Annotated in this window: 14 protein-coding genes; 4 read left to right on the top strand and 10 right to left on the bottom strand. The window is 46.5% G+C overall.

Annotation, left to right across the window (positions count from 1 at the left end; genetic code table 11):
- Positions 1-268: 268 nt before the first annotated feature.
- Positions 269-1,009 carry a bis(5'-nucleosyl)-tetraphosphatase PrpE gene (gene prpE / locus V1499_RS05525; protein ID WP_409274455.1) on the top strand — a complete coding sequence of 247 codons (741 nt, stop codon included), beginning with the start codon at positions 269-271 and terminating at the stop codon, positions 1,007-1,009.
- Positions 1,010-1,324: 315 nt separating this feature from the next.
- Here prpE and V1499_RS05520 read toward each other — a convergent pair whose 3' ends face one another.
- From V1499_RS05520 to V1499_RS05505, 4 genes are all read right to left on the bottom strand, one after another.
- Positions 1,325-2,233 carry an RluA family pseudouridine synthase gene (locus tag V1499_RS05520; protein ID WP_409274454.1) on the bottom strand — a complete coding sequence of 303 codons (909 nt, stop codon included), beginning with the start codon at positions 2,231-2,233 and terminating at the stop codon, positions 1,325-1,327.
- A gap of 185 nt (positions 2,234-2,418) precedes the next feature.
- On the bottom strand, positions 2,419-3,219 hold the full coding sequence (locus V1499_RS05515; RefSeq protein WP_316571674.1) for an NAD kinase: 801 nt from the start codon (positions 3,217-3,219) through the stop codon (positions 2,419-2,421).
- A gap of 43 nt (positions 3,220-3,262) precedes the next feature.
- Positions 3,263-3,898 (bottom strand): GTP pyrophosphokinase family protein, encoded by a 636-nt coding sequence (locus tag V1499_RS05510; RefSeq protein WP_409274453.1) that lies wholly within the window; start codon positions 3,896-3,898, stop codon positions 3,263-3,265.
- Positions 3,899-4,062: 164 nt separating this feature from the next.
- Positions 4,063-4,422 (bottom strand): hypothetical protein, encoded by a 360-nt coding sequence (locus V1499_RS05505; protein WP_409274451.1) that lies wholly within the window; start codon positions 4,420-4,422, stop codon positions 4,063-4,065.
- 123 nt (positions 4,423-4,545) lie between these two features.
- Between V1499_RS05505 and V1499_RS05500 the strand changes: the two genes are divergently transcribed.
- The 3 genes from V1499_RS05500 to V1499_RS05490 all read left to right on the top strand — a co-directional run bounded on the left by V1499_RS05500 (position 4,546) and on the right by V1499_RS05490 (position 6,570).
- Entirely contained in the window at positions 4,546-5,133 is a 588-nt protein-coding gene (locus tag V1499_RS05500) for a CYTH domain-containing protein (RefSeq protein ID WP_409274450.1), read from the top strand.
- Positions 5,134-5,299: 166 nt separating this feature from the next.
- Positions 5,300-5,707, top strand: a complete 408-nt coding sequence (locus tag V1499_RS05495) for a globin (protein ID WP_409274449.1) — start codon at positions 5,300-5,302, stop codon at positions 5,705-5,707.
- The gene (locus tag V1499_RS05490; RefSeq protein WP_409276233.1) at positions 5,707-6,570 is read left to right on the top strand and encodes a ClpXP adapter SpxH family protein; all 864 of its coding nucleotides are present in this window, start codon (positions 5,707-5,709) and stop codon (positions 6,568-6,570) included. Before V1499_RS05495 ends, V1499_RS05490 begins: the two co-directional genes overlap by 1 nt.
- A 53-nt stretch (positions 6,571-6,623) precedes the next feature.
- On the opposite strand, the gene V1499_RS05485 is transcribed toward V1499_RS05490, so the two are convergent.
- The 6 genes from V1499_RS05485 to mecA form a co-directional block, all read right to left on the bottom strand.
- Positions 6,624-6,920, bottom strand: a complete 297-nt coding sequence (locus tag V1499_RS05485; RefSeq protein ID WP_409274447.1) for a hypothetical protein — start codon at positions 6,918-6,920, stop codon at positions 6,624-6,626.
- A 490-nt stretch (positions 6,921-7,410) separates the two neighbouring features.
- Positions 7,411-7,593: a hypothetical protein gene (locus V1499_RS05480; RefSeq protein ID WP_409274446.1), complete on the bottom strand. Its 183-nt coding sequence runs from the start codon at positions 7,591-7,593 to the stop codon at positions 7,411-7,413.
- A gap of 267 nt (positions 7,594-7,860) precedes the next feature.
- A complete protein-coding gene (pepF, locus tag V1499_RS05475; protein WP_409274444.1) occupies positions 7,861-9,678 on the bottom strand; it encodes an oligoendopeptidase F in 1,818 nt (605 codons plus the stop codon).
- A gap of 155 nt (positions 9,679-9,833) precedes the next feature.
- Positions 9,834-11,018, bottom strand: a complete 1,185-nt coding sequence (locus V1499_RS05470; protein ID WP_409274442.1) for a competence protein CoiA — start codon at positions 11,016-11,018, stop codon at positions 9,834-9,836.
- Positions 11,019-11,209: 191 nt separating this feature from the next.
- Entirely contained in the window at positions 11,210-12,706 is a 1,497-nt protein-coding gene (gene cls, locus V1499_RS05465; protein ID WP_409274440.1) for a cardiolipin synthase, read from the bottom strand.
- Between the two features lie 206 nt (positions 12,707-12,912).
- Positions 12,913-13,572 (bottom strand): adaptor protein MecA, encoded by a 660-nt coding sequence (gene mecA, locus V1499_RS05460; RefSeq protein WP_409274438.1) that lies wholly within the window; start codon positions 13,570-13,572, stop codon positions 12,913-12,915.
- Positions 13,573-13,698: the final 126 nt, after the last annotated feature.

The following is a 13,698-nucleotide window of genomic DNA, read 5'->3' as shown; positions in this document are numbered from 1 at the left end:
CAAGTTATTAGTAGTTGGTACTAATTGTACACTATTTCATTTTAAAAGAAAAGCATTGTACATGACAAATGTCATATATACTACCCCGGTAGTGTAAATTGAAGTGTTCTTATTTTGTCCATTTACGGATTTAATGAACCAAAGTCAGCTAAAATAAATGAGAGAAGGGAAAAGATAGAGATGTTGAGTGGTTTGGCTCGATTGGGAATGTTCTGCCTCCCTCTCGTCATTATTGCTTTTGAAATCTTTCGTTTTTTGGAGGACCGGGATGAAACTTGATATTATTGGCGATATTCACGGTTGCTTTAGCGAATTTGAAAACCTCACAAAAGAACTTGGCTACGATTGGGGAGATGGCATACCCCTTCACCCGGACGGCAGGAATCTAGCTTTTCTTGGAGATTTGACAGACCGCGGGCCCGAATCATTAAGGACAGTCCACGTTGTGTGGGAGCTAGTGGTCAAAAGGGAACTGGCATTTTATTCACCGGGGAACCACTGCAATAAGCTCTACAGGTATTTCCTCGGCAATAAAGTGCAAATTTCGCACGGCCTTGAAACGACAGCCGCGGAATACGAGGAGCTGGATCAGGCGGGACGGCTGCTTGTAAAAGAACGATTTATCCAGCTATATGAGCGGGCCCCCCTCTACCAAGTCCATGATGGCTGCTCACTCGTCATTGCCCATGCGGGAATCAGGAAGGATTATATCGGCAAGTATTCATCAAAAGTAAAAACCTTCGTTCTCTATGGGGACATAACAGGCAAGACGAACCCTGACGGCACTCCGGTCAGAAGGGATTGGGCGCTAAAGCACCCTGGAAAACCAATCATTGTCTATGGGCACACTCCGGTAAGGGAGCCGAGAATTGTGAACAACACCTACAATATCGACACAGGCGCCGTCTTTGGCGGAAAACTGACCGCTCTCCGTTACCCTGAAATGGAGCTCGTATCGGTCCCGTCTTCGATGCCGTTTATTGAGGAAAAGTTCCGTCAGTTTCCGTAGAGGTGCTACTAGCTATTAGGCAAAAAAACGGCTGTCCATGGTGGGCCGCCGATTTATTATGTTTTATGCCTGTTTGTACTATGACTTCACTTACTAGGTCTTCGAAAATGGACACTGCATAATTTTCCTATAATCTGGACTGGGACTTGTGTTTGTGGCCTTCCTCTGTCCCGATAACTTGATAATCGAGACTCGGACTTGTGTTTTTAGCCCACTTGTGTCCCGATAACTTGATAATCGAGACTCGGACTCGCGTTTTTGGCCTTCTTCTGTCCCGATTCCGTTAATGCGGCATTATCCCCAGCCGCCCCAACCTCAATGGCAATACTCCTTCAAAAGAGCCGCCATATCCCTGGGGAGCGGAGCCTCGAAGGAGACTTGCTTCTGAAGGAATGGATGGTAAAAGCTTACCCATCGGCAGTGAAGGGCTTGGCGCTGAATAAGCGACACATCCCCGCCATACAAGTCGTCACCGAGCAAAGGATGGCCGATATAAGCAAGGTGGACCCGGATTTGGTGGGTCCTTCCTGTTTCAAGTCGCAGCCTGACACGGGAAAACAAACCTCGGCATACTCCTGTCACTTGATATTGCGTACAGGCATACTGGCCATCAGGGCGTACTTCCCGTTCAATGATGCTGTCCGCTTTCCTTCCAATCGGCTGTTCGATTGTCCCCGATTCCTCCGTAAACTCTCCTTCAACAAATGCCTCGTATTCGCGCTTTACCCCGCCGCTTTTTTGCTGTTTGCTTAAAAGATGGTGGACATGGCGATGCTTTGCAACCAGCACAAGTCCCGACGTATCACGGTCAAGGCGAGTGACGATATGGGAAGTTGCCTTGAGGCCGGTCTTTTCATAATAACCGACAAGGCCATTCGCAAGGCTTCCGTACGGATGTTCGCGTGACGGAATGGTGTTCATCGCTGCCGGCTTGTTGAGGACAATCAAATAGTCATCCTCGTAAAGAATAACGAGCGGGATATCCTCCCCATTTAACCCTTCCGATGGCTCCTCCAGGGGAAAAGCAACCGAAATGAGGTCCCCTTCCGATAAAACATAGCGTACGGTTACTTCCAGGCCATTCGCCTCGATGCTCCCGCCTTTGAATTTTATATCGGTCAACGCGGTCGAGCTGATTTCCTTTTCCTTCAGGAACTCGCGCATCAATTTGCCGGAATCGGAAGCGCCGGCTTTCCACTGCAATGTAAAACGGCTAGAAGCCATGTGCAAAACCTCGTTTTTCTGTAATTCCCTTACCCTTTTGCTTATGTACCTTCGATTCCGGAATCAGGTTCGGCGGGAATAATTAACCGAATTGACAGGTTGGGTTACTACTCTTCTTAATGATAGCGACATCGAAAGTTCCCTCGGGTCTTTGCTTTACACAATCATCTCCGTTCGACCAACAATCAATCTGAATCCGAGATAAAGGAATCATGGACCCGTTTCCAGAATGGGAATGGCCTGAATCGCGCAAACCTGACTTTCTCCTCCGGCACTCGGAACTGGATGGACTTCACTTCCTTATGAAGCATCGTCAAATGGTCGATGGTCACCTGGAAATCCGAACGGTTGACCGGCCTTAGCATACAGGTGTGGTGCGCTGGCAGGATTAGCGGAGAGCCGACCGTCCTGAATACCCGGTTGTTGATCGAAGCCATTTCCGCAAGCTGGATCGCTTCGATTGATGGATGGATAATCGCCCCGCCAAGCGCCTTGTTGTACGCGGTGCTCCCGGAAGGAGTCGAGACGCAGAGCCCATCGCCACGGAAGCGCTCGAAGTGTTGGCCACGGATATCGACATCCATGACAAGCGTTCCCTCGAGCCCCTTTACTGTTGACTCGTTAAGCGCAAGGTAACGCGATTCTTTCCCTGCGTGCTGGTACCGGATAATGACTTCAAGAAGCGGGTATTCAATAACCTGATAAGGTGTTTTCGCGATCGCGATCACCAGCTTCTCGATTTCTTCCGGCACCCAGTCCGCGTAAAACCCAAGATGGCCAGTGTGGACACCGACAAACGCGGTCTTGTCAAGGCGGCTGCTGTAACGGTGAAACGCATAAAGCAGCGTTCCGTCCCCGCCAATCGAAATGACGATATCGGGTCGGTCTTCATCATAAACGAGATCAAAATCAAGAAGATATGTTCTCATCTTATGCATCAGTGTATTCGATTTTTGGTCACCCTTTGTTGTAATCGAAAATTTCATAGGCCGCGCTCCTCCCATGTGCTTCAATGCCATTTATTTTGCATTATTCCCGATCCTGCTTCGTTTCCTTCTTTCTCGTAAAAAAGACCTGCGCCTCCTGGATTTCGTGCCGGATTGTCGACATCTCCTCATCCAGGCGGAAAGCTGCTTCGGCGGCGCGCTGCAAGCGTGTGTTAATTGTCTCCGGGAACTGCCCCTTGTATTTGTAGTTAAGCGAGTGCTCGATCGTCGCCCAGAAATTCATTGCCAGCGTCCTGATTTGGATTTCGGCTAGGATTTTCTTCTCTCCATGAATTGTTTGGACAGGATAGCGAATCACAACATGGTACGACCGGTAGCCGCTTGTCTTTTTATGTGATATGTAATCGCGCTCTTCCACTATTTCAAAATCATTCCGATTTCTCAACAGCTTGACGACTTTCCTGATATCATCGACAAACTGGCACATGAGCCGAAGTCCTGCGATATCCTGCATTTCTTCCTCAAGCCTGTCGAGCGGAATTCCTTTATGCTGGGCTTTGTCCAAAATACTTGGAATCGGCTTAACCCTTCCTGTTACAAATTCAATCGGGGAAGGGCTTGAATCCAGTTCAAACTGGCCCCTCATTCCTTTTAATTTCACTTTCAATTCTTCGACCGCCTGTCTGTACGGTGCGAGAAATTGATCCCAATTCTTCATTGTATTTGTACACCCCCGGCCAATTGAAAAAGCGTAAGTGCTCGTTCCAGCCCCGGCATCGCCCTTTTTGATTGGGAACCGATGCGGATTTCCGCCTATCAGGAGGAATTATCCTTCCGGAACTGACAATAGCAGCTAAACAATTCGTTATTCATTGCGGTTTTTTAAAAAATGCTTTCCACACTGGATACCATGGCTTCCCCATAGTTTCCGTTGCCTTTGATATTTTCGGCCAGGTATTCGAGTTCGCCATGGAAACCAGTTAGCTCCACTTTTCCTCCATCAGCCTTCAAATACACAGGCAAGCTTTGGTCCAGCCCTTTTTTCAAATCCGCCCAAACAAGTTCGGGCAATAGTACATATGTATATTCCTCTTCCCTTTCCATCAAGTACACAAAAGAAAGATTATCAGAGTCGACTAGCATTTGGGCTTTAGGCACCAAACCGCCAACCGGTTCCTCTGTTTTTAAAATAAGCTGGCCCTCCTGTATGTCCGAGCCGGATACAATTAGTTTCTTTTTCATTGAATCAACCTCCCGCATTCACTTACCTATTTTAGCATAAGAGGGCCTTTTCCCCCAAAAATTGCAACGCAAAACAAAACAAAGGATAATGGATTCATTAGAAACCCGGAAGTTGGTGCCCGATTGGAACAAAACCTTGAAATTGAATTTAAGAATCTTTTGAACAAAGAAGAGTTTGAACGGATTGCAAAGGAGTTCGGCCTCGGAGCGGAATCATTCCGGATCCAAGTGAACCATTATTTCGATACCCCATCGTTTTCCCTTAAGGAAAAAGGAGCCGCCCTCCGTATCCGCGAAAAGGGAGGAAACTATGTCCTGACGCTTAAGCAGCCACAGGAAATCGGCCTGCTTGAAACGGACCAACTGATTTCAGCGGAAGATACAGTAACAGCGATTGGCACTGGTCCGCTCCCACTTGGCGGGGTTGCCGGCGAAGTAGAAAAAATGGGGATTCAATTCCATGAGCTTACCTATTTTGGAACCCTGGCCACCTTGAGGGCGGAGGCCAATTTTCATAACGGCGTGCTTGTCCTCGACCACAGCAGCTACCTCGATACTGAGGATTTCGAACTGGAATTCGAAGCCACCGACTTTGATGAAGGGCGGGATGCTTTCCGCACCCTCCTTGGAAGGCTTGGAATTCCTGTGCGGGAAACGCCCAGCAAAGTGCACCGTTTTTACAAGCGAAAGCTTCAGATTGCACGCAGTTGAACAAACAGGAACCATGAAAAGTATGGCCTCGGCTTTTTTCGCGCAAAATATCCGGGACGATGGGTCTTTCGGGCGCTGGAGGCATTTCCGTTCACAAGGCGATTTATTTGAGATATAAATAGTGCATTGCTAAAATAAAAACAATACACTTAAAGGAGTTGTCAACATGACCGGGAAAATGCCTACGCCTTATGAGGCCCTCGGGAAAGAAACATTGCATCGGCTTGTCGATGCGTTTTATGGACTGGTTGGACAGCATCCTGAACTTTCTCCCCTTTTTCCAAATGATTTATCCGAAATTGCCAGAAAGCAGAAGCAATTTCTTACCCAATATCTTGGCGGTCCTCCCCTTTACACAGAGGAGCATGGCCACCCAATGATGCGCGCAAGGCATCTTCCCTTTCCGATTACGCCTTCCCGGGCAAAAGCTTGGCTTTCCTGCATGAGCCAGGCAATGGATGCCATCGGTCTCGAAGGGCCGCTGCGGGACGAATTTTACGCAAGGCTCCATTTGACCGCACAGCATATGATCAATACGCCGGAAGATGGCGAATTTACAGGTGAAGACGAATGATGGAGCAGGAAAAAAGGCTGTTTTCGCATCATTGCCACGGCACTGAGAAAAAACCGATTGAAATTTACATCTTTATAGATCCGCTTTGTCCGGAATGCTGGGCCCTCGAGCCAATCATGAAAAAACTTCAGATTGAATACGGGCGTTATTTTTCGATGAAGCCGGTTTTAAGCGGCAAGCTGACCATGTTGAATATGGGAAAAAAGAAGCGATTTGAGAATATTGCCGAAATGTGGGAAAAGACGGCGAGCCGTTCGGGGATGTCGTGCGATGCATCCCTCTGGGAGGAAAACCCGGTCATCTCCCCCTACATTGCTTCCATAGCTGTTAAGGCTGCGGAACTCCAGGGAAGAAAACGCGGGACACGCTTTCTGAGGCGCCTGCAGGAAGTGCTCTTTTTGGAAAAGCAAAACATCTCGAATTTCGAGGTGCTAAAGGATTGCGCCAGGGCAGTCGGCCTCGATGTTGAGGAGTTCATTACCGATATCCACTCGGAATCAGCCGCGAAAGCGTTCCAGCAGGATTTGAAAATAACAGCCGAAATGGAAGTGGATGAAATCCCGACACTCGTTTTTTTCAACGAGAATGCGGAAGAAGAGGGCATCAAGATTGCCGGCTATTATCCGTACGAGGTATATGTGCAGGTTCTTCAGGAAATGCTTCCGATGGAACCAAAGCAATCGTCCCCTCCATCACTTGAAGCGTTCCTGAAATTTTTTCAGCTTGTCGCCTCTAAAGAAATCGCGGTTGTTTATGACCTTTCCATCCCCCAGGTAAACCGGGAGATGAAAAAACTTCTCCTAAAACAAAAAGTCGAGCAGATCCCTGCGAAATACGGTACTTTTTGGAGGTATATCAATTAAGTATAAAGCCACTCCGGAACCTGACGGAGTGGCTTTTCGTTGGTATATATCTTTTATCCCCATTGTTTCGTTTTTTCGTAAAGGATCCATTTGTAATTCATTACTGAATAATACTCTTTAACAGCCACAAATTGTTTATCAAAAGTTGTTATGATATAGGCGTTGCTTCCTATGTAATTTACATCTTCAATTTCCTTTATGTTTAGCAAATCCGCAATACCCTGATCATGAACAATGTTTTCTTCCGTTAGCTTCAGAAGGAGATTATAAGGGCTGAATAGCGACAGTAAAAACAGGATAGCAACGGTCCCAACAATGGCTTTTCCGTTCTTTTTCAACTTGATTTTCAATTGGGTCAGTCCCCCTTCAAAAACGAGACACGAAATATATAAAGATAATCTATATACATCTTAATTCTATGTATCATTTTGTTCAAGTTATTTATTTCGACAATTGCTTCTCAACATTATTCAGGAATACCACTTTTGTTTTGTTGGCCATGTTAAAATTCATGCTACATGTTTTTGCTAACTAGGCAGCGTTTGTCATATAAGGTCCGTAAAAATGAAAAATGCCCCGTTCCGGCGGGGCATTTTTCTATAAATACGAACAAAGGGGATGGGAGAAATTTTTCACGGTTTCAAACAAAGGGGTATATGTTTGTTGTGAACAACTTCACATATAGAATATACCATGGTTTCAAATTGCATTTCAACTACTTTGTGCTTTATTTCACAATATTGTCATATTTATTTTTTCCTTTCTTGGAAAGACCAAAATAATAAGGGATTTTTATGAAAGATGGGATTAGCCATTCTAAAACTTCCTTTAACCAATAAATTAATTATAAGGAATATTTAATCCGGAGGCGTAAAAAATGAAAAGTGCACAGTTTCCGATCCTGGCCCTGCTTCTTATCTTTTCGTTCTTTTTAAATTTGCTCGGTTTAATGAAAATATTTCCCCTCATCTTCAGTTCTCCCCTTTTATTCCTTTCCATTTTTCTTATTTTTTCCTCGCTCAATCAGCGAAATCGCTTTAGGGGTTTCTGATTACACTAAAATGAAAAGGGCCAGGCATATCCCAAAAGGATATGGTGCCTGGCCCTTAATCTTAGCTTCAGAAATCTCAAAAACGAACATTTTAGATAACTCGAATTTAGTTATATTAATCCAGCTCCAGCGCCTAGCCCCTCGAGGTCATAAGCCGGTTCCCTCCGGAGGGCAGGCCCGTCCTGCGGGCCCCGTCTTATGCTGGTCGGGGCTGACCAAGGCGCTTGCGCATTTTGTTCTTAGCTTAAAATCTGTTCGATTTCATTCAATGCTTGTTCGAAGGCTTTGCATGCGTTCTCGACCGGTTCCGGGCTGGTCATGTCGACGCCTGCTTTTTTGAGCACTTCGATTGGAAAATCTGAGCTTCCGGACTTCAGGAAGTCAATGTAGCGGCTGACCGCCGGCTGACCTTCCTCGAGAATTTGCCTGCTCAATGCGGTAGCTGCGCTGTAGCCTGTCGCATACTGGTAGACATAGTAGTTGTAGTAGAAATGCGGGATCCTTGACCACTCCAGGCCGATTTCCTCATCAATGATGATATCCTTGCCGCCAAAGTACTTTTTGTTCAGCTCATAATAATCCTTTGTCAGCGATTCCGCCGTAAGCGGCTCGTTGTTCTGCCCCTTAACGTGGATAAGGTGCTCGAACTCGGCGAACATCGTCTGGCGGAACACGGTCGCCCTGAAGCCTTCCAGGAAGTGATTGAGCAAGTATAGTCGCTTCTGCTCATCGTCAATTGTTTTGAGCAAATAGTCATTCAGCAACGCTTCATTGCATGTCGACGCCACTTCCGCAACGAAAATGCTGTAGCTGCCGTATGGAAATGGCTGTGTTTTCCGTGTGTAATAACTATGGACGGAATGGCCGAATTCATGGGCAAGCGTGAACAAGTTGTTTACGTTGTTCTGCCAGTTCATCAGGATATACGGATTCGTGCCGTATGCGCCGGATGAATATGCCCCGCTCCGCTTCCCTTTGTTTTCATGCACGTCCACCCAGCGGTTGTCAAAGCCTTCCTTCAGGATGCTCTGGTATTCTTCTCCCAGCGGCGCAAGGCCCTTCAGGACTAGCTCGCGGGCTTCGTCATACGATACTTCCATTTTGACATCCTTTACAAGCGGCGCGTACAGGTCGTACATATGGAGTTCATTGACGCCAAGCACTTTCTTGCGCAGCTTAACGTAACGGTGCAGCAGGTCCAGGTTGTTGTTAATCGTATTGACAAGGTTGTCATACACGCTTTCCGGGATATTGTTTGCTGCAAGCGCGGCCGCGCGAGCCGACTTGTAGTTCCGGACGCGTGCATTAAAGTTGTCCTTTTTTACCTGCCCGCCCAGGGTGCTGGCAAAAGTATTTTTGAATTTGCCATACGTATCATAAACAGCCTTGAATGCATCGTGGCGGACCCGCGGATCCTCGCTCTCCAGGAATCTGGAATAGCGGCCGTGAGTAACTTCGACTTCTTCGCCATTTTCATCCTTGATGGAAGGGAACTCAAGGTCCGCATTGTTCAGCATCCCGAATGTTGTTGAAGAAGCAGCCATCACTTCGCCTGCTTCGGCAAGAAGTGCTTCCTGCTCCGCTGATAATACGTGCGGCCTTTGCAGGTTGATTTCATCTAAGGCGTGCTCATACAGCTTTAGCTCCGGCTTTTCCTCCAAAAATCCTTTGATCTTCTCCTCATCGATTGAAAGAATTTCCGGTACGATAAAGGCGAGCTGGCTCGCTGCCTGGGAATAAAGTGCCTTCATCCTGCTGTCCAGCCCCTGGTAAAAGGAATTTCCCGTATCCTGGTCATACCTCATATGGGAATATGTATACAGCCTGCCAATCCGTTCAAGGAGCTGGTCCTGCTCCTGTAGCGCGTTGTATAGGCTGTCGGCGCTTTCACCCAGCTTTCCACGATGGCCTTCCATACCGGGAATAAGTGCTTTTAGTTCCTGGAATTCCTTCTCCCAGTCATCATCTGTCGCAAAAATATCTTCCAGGCGCCATGTCTCTTCAACAGGCACCTCACCTCTTGATGGCAATTTTTTCACCGCTGTTTCGTTCGCCATGTTCATCCTCCATTCGACATTTCGATTTACGAAGCAATACCTTTAATACTATTCTCCTTTTGTGTAAAAAATCCTTCCCATTCCGTTAAAAACCTTTCAATTTATCCTTCCCTTTTCCCCGTGAAAATGCCTGTTCACCAATAAAATAATTTCATTTAAGGAGAAGCTGAAAATGCTTTATAGAAAGCCGACTCGGACTTCATCTGCTCAGCAATTGTCCTGGGAATTACGAGCCGCCTTCCAATCACAAATACACCGTCGCCCTTTGGGATAAGCACGCCGCTCAGTGAAAGCAGGGACAGATATTCGGACACCGCACTTTCAAGCGTAACTCCGGCAGCCAAGGGCAGGGGCCTTACCCGTATTTCCCCCTTCCCGGCCCGCCAAGAAAGGCTCGCCGCTGCCTCCCTTGCTGTCACAATGCTACCCTCCTCCTTGCCCAAAAGGACATCGAGAACGATATACGCTTGCCAAATAACCGGATACGTTGAGATTGCAGCCGCTTTAAACCCCGGAAGGCCGATTTCCGGCGGAAAAAGAAATAGATTCAATCCAGCCTCGTATAGTTGTTTTAAAAATGGCATATATGGGGTTTTCGGATTTGCTCCAATTGAAAGCTTGCTCCGGACCAGCTTATCCTGCCAAAATGGAAGGCAGGGCGTGGACGGTGGCGCTGGGGAAACAAGATCATGTATAGTGAGAGCTTCCTGCTTTTTTGTTTCAATTTGGGCAAATGCCCTTGTAGGTGAGTAAGGAAAAATGGAATGGACGATGCGGAAAATGCCTTGTCCGGGGCAAAAATAAGGGATTAGACCTGGATGTCCTGGTGAAGTACGAAGAAAGAGGTATTCAAAGCCGGATAACGCAATCGAGTTACCAGGTTTACCGGAGAAGTGGCTTGCTCCGAGAATCCAAAATGGGGTATACCCGGCGGAAATGTAGTTTTTTGTTCTTTTAGTAAATAAGTGGTCGGGAATGGTGCTGCACTGGAATTCAAGAGCGTAACAGCGGCCTTGAAAATGGAAGGCTATATCGGGGCGTTGTCGGATAGCGGGGTCGTAATATTCCAATCTGGGCTCGATCCCCTGGCGTTTCAGCCAATAAAAAAGGGCCAGCTTTCCAGATAGGTGATAATTGGACTCCCTTTCAAAATTACTTTCTTGGCAGGCATCCTTCATATGGGCAAAGTGGAAAATTTTCCTTTCGCCGAGTTTCAGGATCAACTTCCCCCTGCAAATCGGACAAAAGAATTCTTCGCTGCTCCGCCAATTTTCCAACGTCTGCCGGCTATAGCCATCCGCAAGGGAAACCATGGCACCATTTTTTGTTGTGGCAGTCAACACGTGCAATCTCCTCCAATATTTTTAAGTTTTTTTAAAAAACCTATCTTGTTCAGAGAATACATTCGCTTACCGGTAGAAGAACTCCTTCTAGGGGAGAAACATTTTTAAACAGGGAAAATTGCTTTATAGAAAGTTCGGCCGATGCCTTTATTTTTCCGAAAAAGAACCGGCCTGGAAATCCGGGCCGGTTAAAGAAGCGGCGACATGAGCCGTGAAGTGGATTCGAGCAGTCTGTAGCCTATGTGGCGCTTCTGGAAGCTCTCGAGCTCCAGCTTTTTCGCATGCTTTAGATCGTTTGCATACTCGTTCACGAGTTTCCGGGTGCTTTCGGTCCTATAAAGGAACGCGTTTACCTCGAAATTGAGATGGAAGCTTCTCATATCCATATTTGATGTCCCTATCGATGCGAGCTGCCCATCCACGATAACGATTTTACTATGCATGAATCCCCTCTGGTACTCATATATTTTTACCCCCGCCTCGAGAAGGTCGGGAAAGTACGAGCGGGATGCATGAAAAACAATCCGTTTGTCCGGCTTGTTCGGTACGAGAAGTCTTACATCGATGCCGCTTAGCGCCGCTACTTTAATTGCCGAGAAAATGTCTTCATCCGGAATGAAGTAAGGAGACGCAATCCAAACCGACTTTTCAGCCGAGGTAATCATCGCAAAAAAAATGTTTTTGATTGCAGTCCACTCATTATCAGGGCCGCCGGCGATAAGCTGGACTCCTCCATGGTTCCTTCCTTGCTGCGGATTCGGCAAGTACTCCTCTGTTAAAAGGCTATTGTTGGTCATATAATACCAATCCTGCAGGAAAATCAGCTGTAGCGAACGGACAGCCTCGCCCTTTAGCATCAGGTGAGTGTCTCGCCAGAAGCCGATTTTCTTGCTCCTGCCCAAATATTCGTCCCCGATATTCAAGCCTCCCACAAAGCCAATCGTTCCATCAATGACAATAATTTTCCGATGGTTCCGGAAGTTGAATTTATTATTGAGGAAAGGCAGCTTGACCGGCCCGAACGGCACTACCTCCACCCCTGCCTTCCTCAAGTCGGCAACATACTTTTTTGAAAGCTGCCACGATCCAACATCATCAAACAAAAATCGGACCTGCACCCCTTCCCGGGCCTTATTGGCGAGAATCGTTTTGATTTCTCTTCCAATTCCATCATCCCGGACGATATAATATTCAAGATGAATATGATGTTTAGCCTTTTTCAGTTCGTGCAGGATATGTTCGAACGTTTCCAAACCATTCGTCAGCGTTTTTGTTTCCGTAGCAAATGAAATCGGGGTGTTCCCAAGACGCTGTGCAAGCGTGACAAGCTTTTGCATGCCTTCATATTTTCGGGGAAGTGCGTTTCCTTCACCCTCGATCGTTAAAAATGTCTGCTTATCAAGGAAGTATTTTTTGCGGTAAATCCGCTCTTTTTTATAATTCCTCCCGAATAATATGTAAAAAATAAACCCGAGAAGCGGAAAGCTTCCTAGTACGACAAGCCAGGTAATCGTCTGGGTTGGATGCCGGTTTTCAAGGAAGATGACGAGGCTGATAAAAAATACAGAAAACGTAATCAACAGGCTGAAAATCCGAAATATATCTGACTCTAGGTTTTCCCTGAAAAGGAAAATAGCCCCAGCCAAAATCAATAAAAATAATAAAACCCGCACTGTGTTTTTCAACCATTTCACCTGCCAATGTCCTGCAATACAACAATATAACCGGAGAACTTTTTCCGTTCAAGACTTCCGGTGGGCTATGTTAGAGCTTCCCCTCCATCATGCCATAAAAATCAGATTTTTCCCAGTAAATGAGGCTTTTCACCTACATTTTTCAGCAAAAAAAGCCAATTTCAAAATCGCATTTGATTTTGAAATCGGCTTTTTTATTAAAAGTGCTTCCTAAGTTCGGAAAAGACATCGTGTGAAAGAATTTCCTTTCCGTATTCCTCCAGGCGATGGATGGTAACCTGGCTTTCATTACCGTATTCAAGAAGGATGCTAAGCAAGTCATCGACTTGATCCTCATTGAAGACATCTTCAGGAAACTCGGTATAGAGATAATATTTATTTTCCAGGTGGAACAGCCTGGTTGCGATCTCGTCAAGCCCGCCACGCTTTGAAAGCTGTATTAAGTCCTCGAAGTCGTTGAAGGAGAGAAGGAAATCAAGTATTTCCTCATCCTCGGTATTTTCCTCGATTCCATGCCCAAAATGCTGGTCGAGCATATCTTCAATTTGCTCATCCACAGGAATGTCCTTCAGCTTGTCATTCGGGATTGGAAGTTCGAACTTCTGTCCGTCCTTGGAGAGCTGCGCCTTAGTTACGAGAACCTCAAGGCCTTTGTCGAGCGCCTGCACCTGAATCCAGAGCGGCCCTTCCACCGTGAATTCCTCTTCCTGATGGATTTCGTCCATCATCTCCCAGAAAAGCTCCTCGCTCCGTTCACGGTTATACCAGATTTCCTCCCGATCAAAGCCTCTTTCTTCTATATCAATATACGAGATGTAAAACTTAACAGTATTCTCATTAATCCGTTCTATCTCCATCTTTAACTCTCCCTTCCGGTAGCAAGAGTGAAGGGACTGTTTACCCCCGTGCAGATGATATTACTTATCTATTACCCTTATCCGGGCTGTTTATTCCGGCTGGCGCCTTGTACCTTTATTTTATGA

Origin of the sequence: Neobacillus oceani (genome assembly GCF_046237595.1) — a bacterium.
Taxonomy (GTDB): Bacteria; Bacillota; Bacilli; order Bacillales; family Cytobacillaceae; genus Bacillus_D; species Bacillus_D oceani.
This window is presented reverse-complemented; position numbering and strand designations above follow the sequence as displayed.